Genomic DNA, 19,669 nt, shown 5'->3' on the forward strand with positions numbered 1-19,669 from the left:
TAAATACTTTGTAATACTTGGCCGCCGCATAATTGGTGCGGGGCTTGATATTAAGGAATTGATATGCAGGTACTGTCTATTGATGAAATCGAAATGTGCACTGGTGGAAAGCACATGACAGAAACCCAATGCATTGGAGTATTCTCCACCGTCGGTGGCGCTCTTGGCGGATGGGCTGGATTCTATGCTGGCGGCGTTGGCGCTCTGGGGGGCGCTAGCTTTGGAATGGGTCTTGGAGGAACCGTAGGCATGCTGTTGTGCGCCGAGATGGTCGCGCAATAGTCGGATCAAACCAAATGAAAACCAGCATCATAATTCTAATAATAATCCTCACTCCAGCATTGGTAATATTCGCTCAAAAAGCTGGTTACCGTAAAATCGCTGCGGCTATTTTGATTGCATCCTATTCGATAATGGCCGCGCTGGCGCTTGGTATAATCCAGTAATGCCAGAATTAAAACCATTCGTGTTCCGTTCATAATTCACTGGTTTGAGCCGGCGCCATCAGGCGCTGGCATCTTGATCTACTCCACGGTTGTGAGTGCGCACCACACAACACCCGCAACGCGACACTCCCGGCCGGCCTGTGCAAACTGGCCGGCATGGAAAACTTCGCCGACCTCTCCCGCCGTCTGGAAAGCCTGATCCGATTCGGCACCATCGCCGAGGTGGATCACGCCTCGCGCCGTGTGCGCGTGAAATCCGGCGGACTGACAAGCAACTGGATGCCCTGGGGGGCGAGCCGCGCCGGGCAAACCCGAGATTGGGAGCCGCCGACGCCGGGCGAGCAGGTTGTGCTGCTCTGCCCCAGCGGCGACCCGGCCGGCGGCGTCGCGCTGCTGGCGCTCTACTCCGACCAGTTCGACGCGCCCAGCGGCAGCCCGGACGAACATCTGCGCGTCTACCCCGACGGCGCCCGCGTCCTCTACAACCACGCCACCGGCGCGCTGACCGTCAGCGGCACCAAAACCGCCACCGTTCAGGCCGCCGAGCGCGTTACCCTGGACGTGCCGGAAACCCTGATCACCGGCAACGTCACAATCAACGGCCGGCTGACGGTGCTGGGCGATGTGATGGCCAAAGCCAAGGCCACCATTTCCGGCCTGTTCAGCTACCTTGCCGGCATGGCCGGCCAGGGCGGCGCCGGCGGCGCGTCCACCACCATTACCGGCAACATCACCCATCAAGGCGGCGCGTTGTCGTCCAACGGCGTGACGCTGCACAGCCACACCCACCCCGACCCGCACGGCGGCAATGTAGGAACCCCGCAATGAGCAGCTATACCGGCATGAACCCGCAAACCGGCCGCGCCATCAGCGACGCCGACCACATCCGTCAGTCCGTCGCCCGCATCCTCACCACGCCGCGCGGCTCGCGCATCCAGCGCCGCGAATTCGGCTCGCTGCTGCCTGAGCTGATCGACCAGCCGCTCAACGGCAGAACCCGCATGCAAGCCATGGCCGCCAGTGTCATGGCCCTGGCCGCCTGGGAGCCGCGCATCGAGCTATCCGCCATCCGGCTGATTGTGGGCCAGGGCGATGCTGCCGGCGCGCTGACCATCCACATAGCCGGCCGCCGGCGCGACAGCGGCAAGCCGCTGGCCTATGACATCCCGATCAGGAGCTGACGCGATGATGATTGACCTCGCCGCGCTGCCGCCGCCGGCCGTCATTGAGCCGCTGGCATTTGAAACCCTGCTGGAACAAAAGAAGGCCAGGCTGCTGGCCGGCGTGCCGGCAGACATGCGCGCCGCCATCGCCGCCGCGCTGCAGCTGGACAGCGAGCCGGTGGCAATGCTGAGCCAGTTGGCCGCCTACATCGAATTGACCGCGCGCCAGCGCATCAACGACGCGGCCAAGGCGCTGTTGCTCGCCTCTGCGGAGGAATCCGACCTGGACCACCGCGCCGCCGACTACGGCGTGCGGCGGCTACTGGTACGACCGGCCGACCCCACGACCACGCCGCCGACCGCGGCGGAATGGGAAAAAGACGAGCGCCTGCGCTGCCGGGCCCAGATGGCGCTGGAAGGGCTGGCCGGCGGCGGCCCGCGCGGCGCATACCGATTTCACGCGCTGAGCGCGTCCGCCGACGTGGCCGACGTCGAGATTGATAGCCCGGCGCCGGGCCAGGTGCGGGTCTGGCTGTTGGCCCGAGACGGCATGGCCAGCCAGGCGCTGTTGGATGCCGTGGCCGCCGCGCTCAACGCGGAAACCATCCGCCCGCTGTGCGACACCGTCACCACGGCCGCCGCCGAGCCGCTGCCATTCGACATCCGCGCCGACATCGTCTATCAAGCAGGCGGCGAAGCGCTCAGCGGCGGCGCGGCCGGCGCCGCGCAGCGCCTGGCCACGATGCTGGCGGCGCGCCGCCGCATTGGTAGCGGCGTGCCGCGGTCGGCAATAGATGCCGCATTGCACGTAGACGGCGTGGAGCGCGTCACCATCACCAGCCCGGCCGCCGATGTGCTGGGCCAGGTCGGCCGCTATCCCGACTGCGCATCCATCGCGGTGACGCCAGCATGAGCCGCTACCTCCTACCGCCCAATCACACGCCGCTAGAAGCGGCGCTGGCCGACATGCTGGTGCTGGACCTCGACACGGCCGCATTGCGCGGCCTGGCCGACAGCGCGCGATGCCCGCCGGCGCTGCTGCCCTGGCTGGCCTGGGAGCGCAGCGTCGAACAATTCGATTCGGCCAGGACTGAGGAGGAGCGCCGCGCGCTGATCGCATCGTCTGTCGATGTGCACCGCCGCAAGGGGACTCTCTCTGCCGTGCGCCAGGTGTTCCGGGATCTGGGCCTTGGCGAAGTGCAGATAGATGAAGGGACTGGTGGCTACCGCTGCGACGGCGCGGCGGCCTACGACGGTTTTGCCAGCTATGGCGACCCGAGCGGCTGGGCGGAGTACCGCGTCCGCATCGACAAGCTGCTGAGCGTCGAGCAGGCCAACGCCGCCCGCGCGCTGCTGGCCGACATCGCCCCGGCCCGCTGCCTGCTGTGGGGGTTGGACTTCAGCGGCGCTGAGCTGATTTACAACGACATGGCCGCATACGATGGCGGCTACACATTCGGAGTGGCATAAATGGCAGACCTGAAAGAACCGGCTGAGCCGAGGTTTACCCCCGTCTACCAGCTGGAATTGACCGACCGCGTCAGGGGCGGACCTGGTGGAATCTCGAACCGCCAGGCGGAGCAGCTGGTGGAGCGAACAGGATTTCTCAAGAAAAAAATAGACGACATCCTTGCCGGCGTACTGTCAGCCAAAAGCGCCGAGCACCTGGCCATGCCGCGCAATCTGGCCATGACGGGTGACGGCACATGGTCCGTGACTTTCGACGGCAGCGGTAACGCCAGTGGAGCGATGACACTGGCCAATACCGGCGTCACTGCTGGCGGATATGGCATGGTGACGGTGGATGCCAAGGGACGAGTCACCGCCGGTCGGCAGATGGCAGCGGCGGACGTGCCGGAGCTGGACTGGAACAAGATCACCACCGGCCGGCCGTCCACGCTGGAGGGCTACGGCATCACCGACGCCGCCAGCAAGGCCGAGCTGCGAGCGGCTATCAGCAACGTCATTGCCGGCGCCCCTGGCGCCTTGGACACCCTGCAAGAATTGGCGGCCGCCCTGGACAATGACGCCAGCTTTGCGGCCAACCTGACCAAAAAGTTGGCCAGCAAGGCCGACAAAGCCGCCACCCTGGCTGGTTATGGCATCGCCGATGCATTGCCGCTGCAACCGGACATCGGCGCGCCGCTGGATTTGAACACCGTAACTGCAAGCGGATATTACCACTCCGCCGCCAACGACAACGCGGTGCGCGGGAGGAACTGGCCGTGCCAACAGGCAGGGCAACTGTTTGTGCGCGCACAGGGTGAAATGGTCTATCAGCAGTATCAGGCGTTCGCCGATGCTGGTTGCTGGTATCGCTCCCGGTATCTTGGCGTATGGTCGACCTGGCGCCGGCATGTCGACGACTTCGAGCTGGTTCTCGCCGTGCCACCCGGCCAGATTGCGTATTTTGGGCGCGAGCATCACCCGCCGGGCTGGTTGCGCTGTGACGGCTCCTATGTTTCCCGGACGACATATGCAGCGCTGTACGATGCCATCGGCGACACGTTCCCGAACCCTGACCCTGCACGTCCCAATCCTGACCCGGCCAACCTGTTCTGCCTGCCAGAGTTGCGCGGCGAATTCATTCGCAGTTGGGATGCCGGCCGAGGCGTGGACCCCGGCCGCGTGTTCGGCTCGCGGCAGGACCAGTCGATTCAGTCACATACGCACCAGATTTGGGGGGACGTCACCAATACCCTGGCCGGAGCTGGCCGGCTGCCGACTGCTGACCAAGTTGGCCACGAGCGGTGGCTGAGCACCGAGGCAACCGGCGGTGCTGAAACCCGCCCTCGCAACGTTGCGCTGCATGCATGCATCAAGTATTGAAAGGGATCCCGTGAAAATGAAAACCGTCTACAGCTATCACCCGCAAACTGGCGAATATCTCGGCACTGCGGATGCGACGCTGTCGCCGCTGGACACCGACGAGGTTTGGTTGATACCGGCCTTTGCCACTGAGCTGGCGCCTCCGCTGGCAGGAGCTCGGCAGGTAGCGGTGTATCGAGGTGGCTGGACGCTGAGCGCCGATTGGCGTGCAGTGCCGCTGTGGAGCAAGCAAACGGCTCTGCCGGTGCAGCCTAGGATTGGCGATACCCCGGAGAGTCTGGATGCAACCGAGCTAGAACCTCCAGCCCATGCGATGTGGTCCGGCAGCCGTTGGAACATCGACGCCGACTCCGCTCGAGCGGAGCTGGATGCCGCGGGCCGGCGCCAGATCCAGCAGCGGCTGACCAGTGCGTATGGCGAGCGTAGGCCGTTGGAGGATGCGGTGGAGCTGGGTATCGCAACGAGCGCCGAGCACGTTACGCTGGCAGCCTGGCGGCGCTACTGCGTCGACCTGTCCCGCTTACCGCAAAGCACGGCATGGCCGGAACTGGCTAGCGCAGACTGGCCGATAGCTCCGGGCGCCCCAATATGAAAACAGCCCCGCTCTGGCGGGGCTGTGGCTTTATGCGCGGAACTGCGTCGCCTCAAACTTGAGGGCGGCGACTGCCGCAGCGGAGATCATTCCAATTGATGGATCATCGTGATGGTCGGCCAGCGTCTGGCCGATCCGGGCCAGGCAGACGCTGAGGTTTTCCAGCGTGTCGCGCGGCGATTCGCCAATCAGTGGATTTAAGGTAATGGCGGCGGTGCGGTTCTGCATATTGTCACCCTGTTAGGCTGTTATTTTGGCTAAAAATTGCGCATGAGTATTTTCATGGAATTTTAATGCGATTCGTATTGGCGATTTAGCCAATATGGCGAATAAGGTCTGGCAAAAAAATGCGTGCTATTAACAGACGAGAATCTGTTCGCTTATCGCCAGGCTCAGGCGTAATGCCCAGTTTTCTAACGGAACTTTCTACATGCGCGCGGATTGTGCGCTCTGTTACGCCAAGTAATCCAGCGGCCGCGCGGTAGCTTTTACCGGCCGCTATAAGTAAAACTACGGATACTTCAGCGTCGCTCAACTGTCCTAAAAGACGGGTACGGGCGGCCTCCCGCTCGACAGCTTCGGCCAGGAGCCGCTTCACCTCTGCCGCCATCCCGGCGCGTAAATGGACTGGAACATTCTCCCCGGCTATTTTCTCCAGCATCGACAACAACGACAGCATATCGCCGGATTCAGCTTGTTCCAGAAACTGCTGGATCAAGGCTGAAATCGGAAATGGCATTAAAATCTACGTAAAAATACTGATTCTTACATCCTAGGTTGTGCCATGCGCTCATACAACAAGCGCAACACGACGTAACAGAATTTCGCCTGCAACATGCTCGGAACCTCACCCGGAGACCGAGTTATGCCCCAGGATTTCCATCATGGCGTGCGGGTTGTCGAAGTCAGCAACGGCACCCGCCCCATTCGCACCATCTCCACCGCCGTCATCGGTATGGTCTGCACCGCGGACGATGCTGATGCCGCCGCCTTTCCGCTGGATACGGCCGTCCTGCTGACCGACCTGACGGCCGCTATCGGCAAGGCGGGCAGTAAGGGCACCTTGCGGTCGGCGCTGACCGCCATAGACCACAACGCCAAGCCGCTGGTCGTCGTCGTGCGCGTCAAGTCCGGCAAGGACGATGCCGAACAGGCCGCCTTGACTATCGGCACCACCACCCCGGCCGGCCAGTACACCGGCCTGCGCGCGCTGCTCGCCGCTCAGCAGCGGGTCGGCGTGCGGCCGCGAATTCTGGTAGCGCCCGGCCTGGATACCTTGCCCGTCGCCACCGAGCTGGCCGCCGTGGCCGCCAAGCTGCGCGCCTTCGCCTACATCTACGCTTGGGGCTGCAAGACCAAGGAAGACGTGGCCGCCTACCGCGCCAACTTCGGCCAGCGCGAGCTGATGCTGATCTGGCCGCAGTTCCTTGCGTTCGACACCGCCACCGCGGTCGATGCCATCGTCCCGGTGACAGCCTGCGCCGCCGGCCTGCGCGCCGCGCTGGACGAGTCCATCGGCTGGCATAAAACCCTGTCCAATGTCGTAGTGCAGGGCGTTACCGGTATCAGTCAAGATGTCTACTGGGATCTGCAAGAGCCGGCAACCGACGCCGGCTACCTCAACGAAAAAGCGGTCACCACGCTGATACGCCGTGACGGCTTCCGCTTCTGGGGCAACCGCACCTGCAGCGCCGATCCGCTGTTCGCGTTCGAGTCCTACACCCGCACCGCCCAGGTGCTGGCCGACACCATCGCCGATGCGCACATGTGGGCCATGGACCAGCCGATGACGCCGGTCTTGGTCCGCGACATCCTGGACGGCATCAATGCCAAAGGCCGGGATCTGGTCAAAAACGGCTACCTGCTGGGCTTTAGCGCCTGGCTTCCGGACGACCTCAACAGCAAGGACACGCTCAAAGACGGCAAGCTGCGCATCCCCTACAAATACACCCCGGTTCCGCCGCTGGAGAGCCTGCAATTCCAGCAGGAAATCACCGACGAATACTTGATGGATTTTGCCGCCAAGGCCGCGGCGTAAGGAGAACCTATGGCAGCACTGCCGCGCACCCTGCGCAAATTCAACCTGTTTATCGATGGTGGCAGCTTTGCGGCCGAGTGCCTGGAGGTCAAGCTGCCCAAGATCGCCATGAAGACCGAGGAGTATTCCGGCGCCGGCATGATTGGCAGCGTGGCTCTGCTCAAGGCTATCGAGAAACTGGAGATGGAACACACCTATAACGGCCCCATCCCCGAAATCATCGCCACTTTCGGCGCGGAAAAGCACGATGCCACCCGGCTGCGCTGGATGGGCAGCTACGCCAACGAGGCCACCGGACAGGCCCACGCGGTGGAAATCACCGTTGGTGGCCGGAACAACGAAATGGACCAAGGCGAAGCCAAGGCCGGCGAAAACGGCTCATTCAAAGTGAAAACCGATATCACCTATTACCGCCAGGTGATGGACGGCAAAGAGCTGATGGAGATCGACATCGTCAACGACATTTTCAAGGTCATGGGCGTGGACCGCCTCGCCCAGCACCGCGCCAACGTCGGCTTATAACCCACCGCGCCCGCCGCCGGCGGGCCGCCCCCAATGCATAGGAACCTGCACCATGAACGAAAACACCATCCAGCTGGAAACGCCGCTGAAGCGCGGTGAGAACCTGATCGAATCCATCGAGCTGCGCCGTCCCAGATCCAGCGAGCTGCGCGGCCTCAAGCTGACCGACGTGTTGCAACTGGACGTGGACGCCGTCATCAAGCTGTTGCCGCGCATCAGCTCGCCGTCGCTTATCGCCGAAGAGGTGGCGCGCATGGACCCGGCGGACATGCTGCAATGCGCGTCTACGGTGGCCAGTTTTTTGTTGAGGAAATCGGACAGGCAAGAAGCCCAATTCCCGGCGGCGTAGACGACGCCATCGCCGACATCGCCACCATTTTTCATTGGCCGCCCAGCGCATTTGACGGCATGTCTCTGACCGAGCTGGCAGACTGGCGCGAAGCGGCCCGCCTCAGATCAGGTAGCGCCGACGAATGAGCAAGCTCAAGCTGGAAGTCATCCTTGCGGCCGTGGACAGAATGACGCGGCCGCTCAAGCAGGCCATGGCCGGCAACAAGGAGCTGGCGCGCGCAGTAAAGGAAAGCCGCGACCAGCTCAAGCAGCTGCAGGCCACGCAAGGCGGCATCGACACCTTCCGTCGACTCGCGAAAGAGAGCCGGGACACCGGCCAGGCGCTGCAAGGCGCCAAGCAGCGCCTGGAGGATGTTCGCCGGAAAATGGAGCAGACCGGCGGCGCCAGCCTCGCACTGTCCCGCGAGTACGCCGCCGCCGAGCGCGCCGTCGACAAGCTCAACATTGCCCACCGCAAGCGCCTAGACGGGGCTCGCGCCGCCGCCGCCGCGTTACAGAAAGAGGGGATAGACACCCGCCAGCTGTCCGCTGCTGAGGCATCGCTTGCATCGCGCCTGGACGCCACAAATCGCCAACTCAGCGAGCGCCAGGCGCAGCTAGATCGGGTGGCCCGTAAGCAGCGGCAGCTGTCTGAGGTCCACCAGCGATATGGCCGCCAGCTCGAAATGCGCGACAAGATCACCGGAGGTGGCGCCGCCACCGTCGCCACCGGGGCTGCAATTGGCGCGCCTGTGTTCAAGATGGTGGGGGACTTCAGCAAATTTGAAGACGCCATGTTGGGCGTGGCCCGCCAGGTCGATGGCGCGCGCGACAGCAATGGCAAGCTGTCGGCCACTTATTACCAGATGGGCGACGCCATCAAGGCAATGGCTACGCATATTCCGATGGCCACCACCGAGATTGCGGCGCTGGTGGAGGGTGGCGCGCGGATGGGTGTGCAAGGCAAGGAAAACCTGCTGGAGTTTGCGCGCGTCTCAGCCCTGGCGGCGACGGCATTTGACCTGCCGGCCGACCAGTTGTCCGAAGACATGGGCAAAATCGCCAACGTCTACAAAGTCCCGATCAAGCGCATTGGCGAGCTGGGCGACGTCATCAACTACCTGGACGACAATGCGCAGTCCAAGGGCGCCGACATCATCAACGTGATGCAGCGCATCGCCGGCAACGTCGGCAATATGGACTACAAGCAGGCCGCCGCCCTGGGTAGCACGTTCCTGTCCCTGGGCGCATCGGCTGAAATCGCCGCCACGGCCAGCAAAGCCATGGTGCGTGAGCTGCAAATTGCAACCAAGCAGCCGAAGCGATTCCAGCGCGGGCTGAAAGAGTTGGGTCTGAATGCCAAGCAGGTAGAAGCGCAAATGGCGCGAGATACCACCGGAACCATCCTCAAAGTGTTGGCGGCGCTCAACAAGATCCCGCAAACCCGGCGCATGGGCGTCATGGTGGACTTGTTCGGCAAGGAGTACGGCGACGACGCCGCCAAGCTGGCGGACAACCTAGGCGAATACCGCAAGCAGCTGCAGCTGGTCGAGGATGCCAAGGCCAAGGGCAGCATGCAGCGCGAGGGCGACGCGCGCAATGACACCCTGTCGGCGCAAGGAGGCATGACGAATAACCGGCTTTTCAACCAGTCGGCGGAATTGGGGCAGGCTATGCGCCAGCCGCTGCTGGACATCATGGCGGGCGCTGCCGATGTGCTTCAAAGCATATCAAGCTGGACCAAGGCCAATCCTGAATTGGCGGCTACGCTGGTCAAGATCACTGCAGCGGTATCGGCGCTGCTTGCCGTCGTGGGAGCGCTGGGGCTGGCGATTGCCGCAGTGTTGGGGCCGATGGCCATTGTTCGTTTAAGCCTGGGCGTGCTGGCGACGACCGCGGGTGGCGGAGTCGGCATTCTCGCCCGCCTTGGCGGCGCCTTGGGCGCGGTCGGCAAGACATTCATGTGGATCGGCCGCATCTTCTTGGCGAACCCCGTTGGCCTGGCTGTTACGGCCATCGCTGCCGCCGCGTACCTGATCTGGAGAAATTGGGACTGGATCGGTCCCAAATTCGCCGCGCTCTGGGAGGGCGTCAAGGTGGTGTTTTCTGCTGCCTGCGACTGGATCACCAGCTACCTGATGAACTGGACACCTGTAGGCTTCATCGTCCGCCATTGGGAAGACATCTGCAAAATCACCGAGGCGCTATGGGGCAAGCTCAAGGGCATCATAGCCGCCGCCGGCGGTGCGATTACCGACTGGTTCATCAACTGGACCCCGGCCGGCCTCGTCATCAAGCACTGGGATCTGATCAAGGCCGCGACGCAAGTCGTCTGGGACTGGATCAGCGCCAAGGCGACTGGCGCCGGCAAGGCGATAGCGGACTGGTTCGTGAATTGGACCCTACCCGGCATCGTCATCACGCATTGGGATGCCATCACGGGATTCCTGGGAGGCCTGGGCGCGCGCTTGGCAGAGCTGGGGCGGATGGCGATAGACGGACTGATCGGTGGCGTGATGAGCCGATTAACGGCACTGCGGGATGCCCTGGGCGGCATAGGCGACACCATGATCGCTGCTCTGAAATCAGCGCTCGACATCCATTCTCCTTCTCGCGTCATGGCCCAGCTGGGCGGCGACACCATGGCCGGGCTGGAGCAGGGTCTGGACAAAGGCCAGGCCGGCCCGCTATCCAGCATGCGCAACACTGCGAAGGGGCTGATCGCCGCCGGCGCCGGCGTCGCGCTCACTGCCGGGCCGACCATGGCCGGCAGGCTGGACTCCCGGCCGCCGCTGTCCGCTAGCGCGCCGGCCGCCGTGGTTCAACCCGTCATCAATATCGCTGTCCACGCCGCGCCCGGCATGGATGAGCGGCAACTGGCCGCCCTGGTGCGCCGCCAGGTAGAGCAGGCGCTGGCGCAAGCCGCCAGCAAGCAGGCCGCCGCGCGCAAATCACGTTTGGGAGACTTCGACTGATGCTGAGCCTGGGGCCGATCAAAATGCCGATGATGGCGCTGGGGCTGTTCGTCTTCATGATGGACACCCTACCCTATCAGGATTTCAAGCAGAAATACGCCTGGCGCTGGCCGAGCAATAGCCGCGTCGGCCGCCGGCCGGCGTACCAGTTCCTGGGCGTGGATGAGGAGTGTTTCACCCTGTCCGGCCGCCTGCTGCCGGAGCTGACCGGCGGCGATACCTCGCTGTCTCTTCTCAAGCTGATGGCGGATCAGGGCCAGGCCTGGCCGTTGATCGAGGGGACTGGGACGATATACGGGTTTTACGTGGTGGAATTGCTGGATGTCAGCCGGCAGGACTTTTTCAGCGACGGCAAGGCCCGCTCCATCGATTTCACCCTGTCTCTGAAGCGCACCGACGACAGCTTGCTGGACATGCTGGGCACCCTCACCCGTGGCGTGCTGGAGATGGTGAAAGCATGAGCCTGCTGGACGACGCGACGGACCTCTACCAGCAGGGCGCCGGCATGGTGGGCGGCGTGGCCGACAGCGTGGGCGGCATGATCGGCGGCGCGCTGGGCATGCTGGGCGGCGGCCTGTCGCAACCGCGACGGCCCGCCTTCCGCCTGGTGCTGGCCGGCAAGGACATCACATCCAACATCGAGCCGCGGCTGATCAGCCTGACGCTGACCGACAATCGAGGGTTCGAGGCCGACCAGCTGGATATCGTGCTGGACGATGCGGACGGCCGGCTAGACATCCCGGAACGCGGCGTCACCGTCACCCTGGCGCTGGGTTGGGCTGGCGGCGCGTTGGTGGACAAGGGTTCGTACCTCGTCGACGAGGTCGAGCATACTGGCACGCCGGACACGCTCACCCTCCGCGCCCGCGCCACCGACCTGCGCGCCGGCATCGCCACCAAGCGCGAGAAGAGCTGGCACAAAACCACGGTCGGCGGCATCGTCACCGCCATCGCCAAGGCCAACGGCCTGAAGCCGGCCATTCCCTCCTGGCTAGCCGCCAAGCCCATCGACCACATCGACCAGACCAGCGAGAGCGACGCCAACCTGCTCACCCGCTTGGCCGAGCGTTACGACGCCGTCGCAACCGTCAAACAGGGCCGGTTGATCTTCTGCAAAGCCGGCGACGCCGAAACCGTCACCGGCCGCCCCTTCCCTGCCTGCCTGATCACCCGCGCCACCGGCGACAATCACCGCTTCAACGTGGCCGACCGCAACGCCTACACCGCGGTCAAAGCCTACTGGCACGATACGCGCGGCGCAAAGAAGGGCGAAGTCATCGTCAACAAGGACACCAAGTTCGAGCGCCGCGCCACCGTAACCAAGCTGGGACGCAAAAGCAAACGCACCAAGCTGACCGCTATTCAGGCCAAGGGCATCGAGCCCAGCAGCGAAAACATCAAGGTGCTGCGCCATGTATACGTCAGCGAGGCCACCGCCACCCAGGGCGCAAAAGCCGCATGGCAGAAGCTGCAGCGCGGCGTCGCGGAATTCTCAATCACCCTGGCCGAGGGCCGGCCGGAGTTGTTCCCGGAGCTGCCCGCCCAGGTGCAGGGATTCAAGCCTGTCATCGATGCCACCGGCTGGGTGCTGAAGAAAGTCTCTCACCAGTTGGGCGACGGCGGCTACACCACCGCGCTGGAGCTGGAGGTGCGGCTGGAGGATGTAGCAGGTTGAACAATGTCAGGTTGACGTAATGACTGCCATAGTGTTTTATACACATAAGTACACACCACCATTGCCAACTCTCTTTTTGTGTGTAAAAATACACACACCTACAGAGAGAGGAGGCTATGAGAAGTGATGAACTAATCAAGAGAGTGGAAGAGGACGGATGGGTGTTGAAGCGAGTTAAAGGCAGCCACCACCACTACCACCACCCTGAAAAAAGGGGGTTGGTCACGGTGCCCCACCCCAAGGGAGACTTGCCGATTGGTACCGTAAACAGCGTGTTGAAGCAAGCCGGCCTGAAATAAGGCCGGTTTTTTAGACCCTACTTGTATGTACACGGTACATACAAGCTTCGCAGGAGCGAGAAATGTTATTCCCGATTGCCATTCATAAGGACGAAGGTTCCGTGTATGGCGTCACCGTCCCGGATGTGCCTGGTTGCCACTCCTGGGGCGATACCGTCATGGAAGCCATCGAGAACACCAAGGAAGCCATCCTTGGCCATATCGAAACCTTGCTGGAGCTGGGCGAAGAACCCGACCTAACCCAAACTGCCATCGAAGAGCTGCAAGCCAATTCTGATTACGCAGGCGCCATGTGGGCGTACGTTGAAGTCGATTTAGCCAAGATGAGCGCCAAGCCAGAACGCTTCAATGTCAGCTGGCCCAGCTTCGTTTTAACTCAGGTGGACCGCTACGTGGAGCGTCATCACGACACTCGATCCGGCTTCCTCGCCCGTGCGGCTCTGGAGTTGATCAACAAGGATAAGCAGGCAGAAACTGCCTAGCCTCCTCTCTTTGATCGGCTTGAATGAAAAGCGCCTCTCGTTGGAGGCGCTTATTTTTGGCTTCTGTATTGCCGATAGTGGTCGTACAGCGGCTCAGCTACGAATGCATGCGCGTTCGTCAAGGTTACTCAGCAAGCTCCCGCCTGCGTTGCTCCGTGCCGTGCTTGGCTTGAGGTGTACCCTTCTCCCGCGCTTGAGGAGAGCTGCTGGATGAGGCCTTTGCATGAGAAGCCTTGCATGCTGAGATACTGCTTGGCCGACTTCTCCGCTTCCAGGTTCCAATCAACATTCAGACTATCGACTGCGGCCGTGGCGTCGGCAACGTTGTAGCCGTCACCGGCATCGGACGAGAGTTGTCGAATAAGCCCTGTCCGTGAAAACCCTTGCATGCTCAAGTACTGTTTCGCAGTTCTGACTGCGTTGCGCTGAGGCGCGGTCAAATCGCTGGCCGCAGGGGAATCTTCAGCCGGCGCGGCAGCGGCAGGTGCTGGCGCAGCGGCGGCCTGCTCGTCCTTCGCGACCGCTTTGTCGGGCTTGCCGCCGAACATGGCACCCAGTACCACCAGGGCCACAAAGGCTATGCCTATCCATTTCAAGGCTTTCATATCATCACGCTCCGATGCAATTTAGTTCTAATTGAAATAAAAATGACAAAAGCAAATGCTAACACAAAAGTGAATCACAAATAAAAAAGCCCGGCGCATGTGCCGGGCTTTATGCTGTGTTAGGTGGATTAGGCGAAGCGGTGGTATGCGTCTAGTGCGCCGCGAAGTGCGGCGATGGCCGTCGCCCGGCCGCGCTCATCGGTCTGGTTGAGCGCGGCCAACAAACTGCTGTCCTCGTTGGAAAGTGCTGCCTCATTCCGAACGCCTGTCACAACGTACAGGACATCAAAGCCATTCAAATGCAGGAGATTCAGCGACTCCGCATTGGGATAGCTGCGCCCCGCCTCATAGGCCATGTAGGTCGTATAGCCAACATCGGCGAGCTTTGCGCCATCTTGCTGCGTATAGCCGAGGCGGATTCTTTCCTCTCGAAGTCGATCGCCAATATTCAATTTTTCCTCGCACATTGCGCCAACCCATCCGATTTCAGATGGAATTGTGTTGCAACATTCAAATTTCAGATGTACGATGCAAAGCAATTCAGATTTCAGATGGATGGTAACGCATATGGCCACCAGCGCACAGACGGCTCGTCAGGTCTACGGACCTCGCGGCGTCTCCAAGTGCAAAGCAGTTCAGATGCGCTTGCTCCCTCTAGAGCGCCTGCTATTCGACAGGTTGAAGGCCTTGCTGGGTATCTCTGAAAGTAAGTTGGGCCGCGAAATTTACTTGGTCGGTCTCCCTACCTTTTTAGCTCAGCGCGGTTTAACCGAGTGGGCAAACGATACCTTGAAAGCGCTTGCCGCATAACCACCGAACCAGCCGCCACTTGGTGGATAGGAGCAGCAATGGACAGACTGAGAACCGCATATCAAGCGATGTGCAAGGCCATGCCGGGCGGATGGGCAGCCATGGCGGCGGCTCTGGGCTTCAGCAAAGATGGCCTGGAAAACCGTGTATATGAGCGCAAGGGCCAGTCGGTGAGCGTGCATGAGGCAATGCAGATGCAGGCCTTTAGCGGATCGGCGGTCTTCGCGGAGGCCGTGGCGGCGGAGACTGGCGGCGTGTTCGTGCCGCTGCCGGATGTCAGCACGGTGGACGATGCGGAAATCCAGCGCGTCTACATGGAGCTGGTGGACGAAGTGGGCCGCCTGGCGCGCGAGTGGCGCGAAGCCACCCGCGACGGCGAAGTCGATAAGCGTGAGCGCCAGCGCCTGGAGGCTATCCGCGATGCCATTTGCGCCAAGGTGACGCAGATGAACCACCTTACCTTTCAAGTGTTCTGCCGGAGCTGATCATGGCCTATCCCTGCATGCACTGCGGCTTTGTCTCCTACGTTCGCACCAGCCGAATGCTCACGGAGACCGTCCGCGAAACCTACTACCAGTGCACCGACTACGTGAACTGCGGCAAACCGTTCAAAACCTACGCCGAGTCGTACCCGGTGGAGTTCAAGCGCAAAACCTATGACGTACGAACGCCAGTCGACGAACGGCAGTTGGACTTACCCGGCCTGACAGGCTAAGCCTACCCCTCCCTCTCTCATTGAAAAATCGCACCGCGCAGTGCGAGGGGGGGGGCTTGTTACGCCCAAAAAAACGCAGCACCGCCAAGGAGAACGCCATGCACCAGCCCGACCAAGCCCCGCGCCAGGCCACCGCGCCGCGCATCCACAAAATGCGCTACGTGCGCTTTCCCAGCGGCTGCGGCTGCTACTCCTGCGGTCACCTGCCGGCCGAGCGCCGCCGCGCCCGCGCCGGCGTCATCTCCGGCTTGCTGTTGGCCCTGGTGGTCATCGCCCAATACATCCCGCTGCACTGATCGGAAAGGCCAAACCATGGAAGCCCGCGAACACGAAGAGTACGGCGACGCCTTCGCCCGCCATGTGATGCCCGCCCTGGGCGACTTGTGCCGCATGCCGCTGGCGCCGGTAACGCCGCGCGATGCGGCCATGCAGGCGCTGAACCACTTCGGGGAACGCCGTGAACGCGCCGTCCGCCTGAAACTGGAGTCGGTGGAATCGCTGCAAGCCAAGGTGTTGAGCGCGGCGCGGCTGGAGGCGCTGGCGGACATTCAGGAGGCCATCGGCGAAATGAGCGAGATGGCGAATGCCATCAATCAGCTGATCGCTCTGCATGGCCTGGAGCTGCGCGCGCTGCTGCTGCCGCAGCCGGGCATGATGTGGCACGCCATCGAGATCTTGCTGGCGGATAGCCGCGTCGCCAAGGCCAAGCTGGAGCGCGGCGGCCTGCCGCTGCGCGCCGAGCAATCTGCCGCTCTGAACTCTGTGCGGGGGCGCGCGGCATGACTTGGCAAACCCGCCTCCCGCTGCTGGACCGCTTCCCGCGCCACCTGGGCCGAGCCATCGGCCGCGAGTGGCGCCTGCGGCGCGGCCGGCCGCTCGACATCCTGCCGTGGCAGGAAGATGAGCGCCAGCGCGAGGCGGACACCTGGCTGCGCGACCTGACCAGCTTCATGCCGCGCAATGCGCTGCCGCTGGGAGCGTGCGAAATGGAGCTGGTGGAGTTTGCCAAGCAGAGGGCTTTCGAGGCTGACCAGCTGATCGGCCGCGGATCGAACCTGAAGCAGTTGCAGGAGTACTGCGCCTCGTTCGGCGTACAGCCGCCCAACGGCAAGACCATCGAGGGCATCATGCGCCGCGTGGCGTGCGATCTGTGGTGGCGCCGCGCGCTGCGCAGGACCAATGCCCGCCGCAGCGAACAGCTGTCCATCGGCCTGGGCCTGGTGCATCGCCGCCATGGGCTGTATGCCAGCCACGACGCCGTTGCCCGTCGCCGCGAGCAGAAGCGCCGCAACCGCGGCTTGCTTGAGGCGATGGCCGCTATCAACGAGCTGGGCCAGGAATACACGTTGCAGCAGCTGGCGGAGCTGAGCGTGAGCAATCCCACCATCCGCCGCGCCGAGTTGATGGTCCGTATTGCCGGGTTCGAACATATTGCCGTCGGCCTGGAATACGCTGGCGAGTTCATCACCATCACCGCGCCCAGCAAATACCACCCGCGCCACGCCAAGAGCGGCAAGCGCAATGCCAAGTACGCCGGTGCGACACCTATCGTTACCCGCGACTACCTGGGCGGCGTGTGGTCACGCATTACCGCAGCCATGGCCCGCGCCGGCATCGCGCCGTTTGGATTCCGCGTGGCTGAGCCGCACCACGACGGCACGCCGCACATGCACGCGCTGCTGTTTATGGCCAAGGAGAAGGTCAAGACCTTCCGCGCCATCGTCGCCCGCTACGCCGTGCGCGAGGAGCGCGCCGAGTTGGGGCTGAACTACCTGCAGACCAAGGGCGAAGCGATGGCCGCCGCGCGCCAGCTGCGCGCCGCCGGCGCCAAAGGCAGGCTGGCCGACATCGCCGACAAAATCGGCAACGAGGCGGATTTCTGGAGCCAGCCGCCACGCTGGGTGTGGAAGGGCATCCGGGCGCGTGTGGCGTTCGAGTCCATTGACTGGAAGCGCGGCACGGCCGCCGGCTACATCGCCAAGTACATCGCCAAGAACGTGGACGGCGCCAAACACAACGGCGACAGCGTGGGCGTGGACTTCGAGGCGCTGGACCACGCCGGCCAGGCCGGCCAGGACGACGGCGCCAGCGTGGACCAGTCCGTTGCCACCGATGCCACCGTTACGGCCATCCGCGTGGACGCCTGGGCCAGCCATTGGGGTATCCGCCAGTTCCAGCAAGTTGGCGGGCCGCCGGTGGGCGTGTGGCGCGAGCTGCGCCGCTGGGACTATCAGACCGCCGACGCCGAGGATGTGCTGATGCATGCCGCCATCGCCGCCGATACCGGCAATTGGGGCCGTTTCGTCCACCTGATGGGCGGCCACGCCATCAAGCGCGCCGCCATGCCGCTGGGCGTGGCTCGCGACAGCATGCCGGCGGAAAACCGCTACGGCGAAGATGGCCAGCACCAGGTGCGCGGCGTGGTGGAGCGCAACAGCGGTCAATTCGCACAAACCCGCGTCCACGAGTGGCGCATCGGCCGCAAGGCTGACGGGGTTGAGGGCGGCAGCGCCGCCCCTTGGACTCGTGTCAATAACTCTACGTTTTTGGAAGTGCCTCCGGCAGAGCGCCGCCCGGAGTGGGAATTCAGCCCGATAGACCGCGCGCTGGCCGAGAGCGCCGAGGACGACAGCGAGCTGTTGACCGTCGAGCAGCTGGCCGCGCGCCAGGAATACGAGGCCCATCAGCGCTATCTGCGCCTGTTCCCGGAGTTCGTCCACCAGTGGGCGCAACAGGGCATCGAGGCCCACCGTCTGGCCGCCGAGCGCCAGCGCGAGGAAAGCCGCGAGCGCGTGCGCCTCCACAAGGCAAACAGCCGGCTGGCCGCAAACATCGGCCTGACCCGCCACGCCGGCATCGCCGTGATTTCCGATATCCGCGCCCAGGCAGAAGCCGCCCGCGCCGAGCGCGCCGCGCGCCCTGCCCGCTCCAACAGCGCCGAGCGTTGGGGCGGCCCAGGTATCGCCGTTTCCCATCAGCTCGCCCAGGCCACCGCCAGGGCGCGGCAATGGATCAACCAAGCAGGCCGCGCGTGAGCGGCGAGGAGGAAGCATGAATGAGTCAGACCGGACTGAACTTTCGGCATTGATTTCGGAACTTGAGGAGGTAAAAAGCGAGCGTGCCAGCGGCGCGGTGGTGGTCTGCAAATTTCTGCAGGAAGGTGAATTGGGGCTGGCCCGCCGTGTGTTGGCCAAGCACTTTGAACCAGCTGACCAGCGGTATGGCGAGCTGGCGGCGCATCTGAGCGAGCAGGTATTGAAGAAAAACACCAACGAACAGGAACAATCTCAATGAGCACCGATGCAATGGAAGTGACAACCAACCTCTACACCCGGCTGATGATGGCTGCCACCGCCAGCTATCGCAAAGAGCTGGACGCCGTGAACAGCCAGTTGCGCAACATCGAGCGCGCCGAGCGCATGGCGCGCCGTCTGAGCGACATCGAGCTGAGCGCGAGCGCCGAGACCCCGGACGACAGCTATATCCCCTTCGTCGTCCTGCGCCTGCCCATCGAGCTACTGCAGTTCCAGTACCACGCCCTGGCATTGGCCAGCGGCGCGCTGGAGCGCCGGATCGTCCCGAACGGCCGCGACGCCCGGGGCCGCGACCGCTTCCAAATCCTGGCCGCCGAAGGCGAAGGCATCAACCTGGAATTGGTGGTCGAGGCCATCTGATCAACCCGCAGCACCGCGGCCATAGGCGAGCGGCCAGCCCATCCGACCAATTGGGCGCCGTCCTCTGAAAACCGGCCAGGCCGCTCGCCTATGGCCGCCAGCAAAACAAGGAAAACCACAATGACTAACGACACGTTGACCATCGAAGAGGCGGCCAAGGCGCTGAACATCGGCACCGAGACCGCGCGCCAGCTGGCCGACGCCGGCGTCCTGCCTGGTTGCAAGATCGGCGTTGCCTGGGTGTTCATGCGCGACGACGTGCTGGCCTACCTGCGCGACGAGATCCGTCGCCAGACCAATGAACGACTGGCGCTGGCCGAAGTCACCCGCACCCAGGGCGAAAACCGCAAGGCCGCCCGCGTCAAGACAGCCGCCGGCGTGGCTGGCGTGCGCGGCGCCCGCCGACGCGAGCGCCCGAATCTGGATGCAGTGGAGCAAGCGGCATGATGCACGTGCGGTCGCAGTACCAGTTGCATCTTGGCAATTGCCTGGACGCAAATGCCAGGTTGCAGGC

The 19,669-nt window shown here is 63.2% G+C and carries 28 protein-coding genes; 24 read left to right on the plus strand and 4 right to left on the minus strand.

All coding sequences use genetic code 11. From position 1 onward, the window contains the following. Nucleotides 1-296: 296 nt before the first annotated feature. The 7 genes from WNM05_RS18060 (at nt 297) to WNM05_RS18090 (ending at nt 5,030) form a co-directional block, all read left to right on the plus strand. On the plus strand, nt 297-446 hold the full coding sequence (locus tag WNM05_RS18060) for a hypothetical protein (protein ID WP_434629442.1): 150 nt from the start codon (nt 297-299) through the stop codon (nt 444-446). A 156-nt stretch (nt 447-602) separates the two neighbouring features. Further along, nucleotides 603-1,274, plus strand: coding sequence for a phage baseplate assembly protein V (locus tag WNM05_RS18065; RefSeq protein WP_434629444.1), 672 nt, complete (start codon nt 603-605; stop codon nt 1,272-1,274). Then, nucleotides 1,271-1,627, plus strand: coding sequence for a GPW/gp25 family protein (locus tag WNM05_RS18070; RefSeq protein WP_434629446.1), 357 nt, complete (start codon nt 1,271-1,273; stop codon nt 1,625-1,627). Before WNM05_RS18065 ends, WNM05_RS18070 begins: the two co-directional genes overlap by 4 nt. Nucleotides 1,628-1,631: 4 nt before the next feature. Then, nucleotides 1,632-2,522: a baseplate assembly protein gene (locus tag WNM05_RS18075; RefSeq protein ID WP_434629448.1), complete on the plus strand. Its 891-nt coding sequence runs from the start codon at nt 1,632-1,634 to the stop codon at nt 2,520-2,522. Further along, entirely contained in the window at nt 2,519-3,079 is a 561-nt protein-coding gene (locus tag WNM05_RS18080; RefSeq protein ID WP_434629450.1) for a phage tail protein I, read from the plus strand. Before WNM05_RS18075 ends, WNM05_RS18080 begins: the two co-directional genes overlap by 4 nt. Further along, nucleotides 3,080-4,438, plus strand: coding sequence for a tail fiber protein (locus WNM05_RS18085; RefSeq protein ID WP_434629452.1), 1,359 nt, complete (start codon nt 3,080-3,082; stop codon nt 4,436-4,438). A 16-nt stretch (nt 4,439-4,454) separates the two neighbouring features. After that, nucleotides 4,455-5,030: a tail fiber assembly protein gene (locus WNM05_RS18090; RefSeq protein WP_434629454.1), complete on the plus strand. Its 576-nt coding sequence runs from the start codon at nt 4,455-4,457 to the stop codon at nt 5,028-5,030. A 30-nt stretch (nt 5,031-5,060) separates the two neighbouring features. Here the strand turns inward: WNM05_RS18090 and WNM05_RS18095 are convergent, their stop codons facing one another. Further along, a complete protein-coding gene (locus WNM05_RS18095; protein ID WP_434629456.1) occupies nt 5,061-5,258 on the minus strand; it encodes a hypothetical protein in 198 nt (65 codons plus the stop codon). Between the two features lie 85 nt (nt 5,259-5,343). Then, nucleotides 5,344-5,769 carry a helix-turn-helix transcriptional regulator gene (locus tag WNM05_RS18100; RefSeq protein ID WP_434629458.1) on the minus strand — a complete coding sequence of 142 codons (426 nt, stop codon included), beginning with the start codon at nt 5,767-5,769 and terminating at the stop codon, nt 5,344-5,346. A 126-nt stretch (nt 5,770-5,895) separates the two neighbouring features. Between WNM05_RS18100 and WNM05_RS18105 the strand changes: the two genes are divergently transcribed. From WNM05_RS18105 to WNM05_RS18145, 9 genes are all read left to right on the plus strand, one after another. Continuing rightward, entirely contained in the window at nt 5,896-7,068 is a 1,173-nt protein-coding gene (locus WNM05_RS18105) for a phage tail sheath protein (protein WP_434629461.1), read from the plus strand. A gap of 9 nt (nt 7,069-7,077) precedes the next feature. Beyond that, nucleotides 7,078-7,590, plus strand: a complete 513-nt coding sequence (locus WNM05_RS18110) for a phage major tail tube protein (RefSeq protein WP_434629464.1) — start codon at nt 7,078-7,080, stop codon at nt 7,588-7,590. A 52-nt stretch (nt 7,591-7,642) separates the two neighbouring features. Continuing rightward, the gene (locus tag WNM05_RS18115) at nt 7,643-7,939 is read left to right on the plus strand and encodes a phage tail assembly protein (protein ID WP_434629466.1); all 297 of its coding nucleotides are present in this window, start codon (nt 7,643-7,645) and stop codon (nt 7,937-7,939) included. Beyond that, nucleotides 7,867-8,067, plus strand: a complete 201-nt coding sequence (locus WNM05_RS18120) for a GpE family phage tail protein (RefSeq protein ID WP_434629469.1) — start codon at nt 7,867-7,869, stop codon at nt 8,065-8,067. Before WNM05_RS18115 ends, WNM05_RS18120 begins: the two co-directional genes overlap by 73 nt. Beyond that, nucleotides 8,064-10,895, plus strand: a complete 2,832-nt coding sequence (locus tag WNM05_RS18125) for a phage tail tape measure protein (protein WP_434629471.1) — start codon at nt 8,064-8,066, stop codon at nt 10,893-10,895. The genes WNM05_RS18120 and WNM05_RS18125 overlap by 4 nt, the downstream gene beginning before the upstream one ends. Beyond that, a complete protein-coding gene (locus tag WNM05_RS18130; protein ID WP_434629474.1) occupies nt 10,895-11,356 on the plus strand; it encodes a phage tail protein in 462 nt (153 codons plus the stop codon). Before WNM05_RS18125 ends, WNM05_RS18130 begins: the two co-directional genes overlap by 1 nt. Next, complete coding sequence (locus tag WNM05_RS18135) at nt 11,353-12,570, plus strand: phage late control D family protein (protein ID WP_434629477.1); 1,218 nt, start codon at nt 11,353-11,355, stop codon at nt 12,568-12,570. The genes WNM05_RS18130 and WNM05_RS18135 overlap by 4 nt, the downstream gene beginning before the upstream one ends. 116 nt (nt 12,571-12,686) lie before the next feature. After that, a complete protein-coding gene (locus tag WNM05_RS18140) occupies nt 12,687-12,869 on the plus strand; it encodes a type II toxin-antitoxin system HicA family toxin (RefSeq protein ID WP_434629480.1) in 183 nt (60 codons plus the stop codon). A gap of 62 nt (nt 12,870-12,931) precedes the next feature. Then, nucleotides 12,932-13,351: a type II toxin-antitoxin system HicB family antitoxin gene (locus WNM05_RS18145; protein ID WP_434629482.1), complete on the plus strand. Its 420-nt coding sequence runs from the start codon at nt 12,932-12,934 to the stop codon at nt 13,349-13,351. A gap of 128 nt (nt 13,352-13,479) precedes the next feature. On the opposite strand, the gene WNM05_RS18150 is transcribed toward WNM05_RS18145, so the two are convergent. Further along, entirely contained in the window at nt 13,480-13,956 is a 477-nt protein-coding gene (locus WNM05_RS18150) for an Ltp family lipoprotein (protein WP_434629484.1), read from the minus strand. Nucleotides 13,957-14,084: 128 nt separating this feature from the next. Then, complete coding sequence (locus WNM05_RS18155) at nt 14,085-14,423, minus strand: helix-turn-helix domain-containing protein (RefSeq protein ID WP_434629487.1); 339 nt, start codon at nt 14,421-14,423, stop codon at nt 14,085-14,087. A gap of 381 nt (nt 14,424-14,804) precedes the next feature. Here WNM05_RS18155 and WNM05_RS18160 point away from each other — a divergent pair, with 381 nt between their 5' ends. The 8 genes from WNM05_RS18160 to WNM05_RS18195 all read left to right on the plus strand — a co-directional run bounded on the left by WNM05_RS18160 (nt 14,805) and on the right by WNM05_RS18195 (nt 19,602). Further along, on the plus strand, nt 14,805-15,251 hold the full coding sequence (locus WNM05_RS18160; RefSeq protein WP_434629490.1) for a YmfL family putative regulatory protein: 447 nt from the start codon (nt 14,805-14,807) through the stop codon (nt 15,249-15,251). 2 nt (nt 15,252-15,253) lie between these two features. Beyond that, nucleotides 15,254-15,481, plus strand: coding sequence for an ogr/Delta-like zinc finger family protein (locus WNM05_RS18165; protein ID WP_434629492.1), 228 nt, complete (start codon nt 15,254-15,256; stop codon nt 15,479-15,481). Between the two features lie 98 nt (nt 15,482-15,579). Further along, nucleotides 15,580-15,777 (plus strand): hypothetical protein, encoded by a 198-nt coding sequence (locus tag WNM05_RS18170; RefSeq protein WP_434629494.1) that lies wholly within the window; start codon nt 15,580-15,582, stop codon nt 15,775-15,777. A gap of 16 nt (nt 15,778-15,793) precedes the next feature. Beyond that, nucleotides 15,794-16,264: a hypothetical protein gene (locus WNM05_RS18175; protein WP_434629496.1), complete on the plus strand. Its 471-nt coding sequence runs from the start codon at nt 15,794-15,796 to the stop codon at nt 16,262-16,264. Further along, nucleotides 16,261-18,516: a replication endonuclease gene (locus tag WNM05_RS18180; RefSeq protein ID WP_434629498.1), complete on the plus strand. Its 2,256-nt coding sequence runs from the start codon at nt 16,261-16,263 to the stop codon at nt 18,514-18,516. Before WNM05_RS18175 ends, WNM05_RS18180 begins: the two co-directional genes overlap by 4 nt. 16 nt (nt 18,517-18,532) lie before the next feature. Further along, the gene (locus tag WNM05_RS18185; RefSeq protein WP_434629501.1) at nt 18,533-18,775 is read left to right on the plus strand and encodes a hypothetical protein; all 243 of its coding nucleotides are present in this window, start codon (nt 18,533-18,535) and stop codon (nt 18,773-18,775) included. After that, complete coding sequence (locus WNM05_RS18190; protein WP_434629502.1) at nt 18,772-19,155, plus strand: hypothetical protein; 384 nt, start codon at nt 18,772-18,774, stop codon at nt 19,153-19,155. Before WNM05_RS18185 ends, WNM05_RS18190 begins: the two co-directional genes overlap by 4 nt. A gap of 120 nt (nt 19,156-19,275) precedes the next feature. Continuing rightward, complete coding sequence (locus WNM05_RS18195) at nt 19,276-19,602, plus strand: helix-turn-helix domain-containing protein (RefSeq protein WP_434629505.1); 327 nt, start codon at nt 19,276-19,278, stop codon at nt 19,600-19,602. Nucleotides 19,603-19,669 lie beyond the last annotated feature (67 nt).

This window comes from Chromobacterium sp. CV08 (assembly GCF_051129845.1).
Classification (GTDB): Bacteria; Pseudomonadota; Gammaproteobacteria; order Burkholderiales; family Chromobacteriaceae; genus Chromobacterium.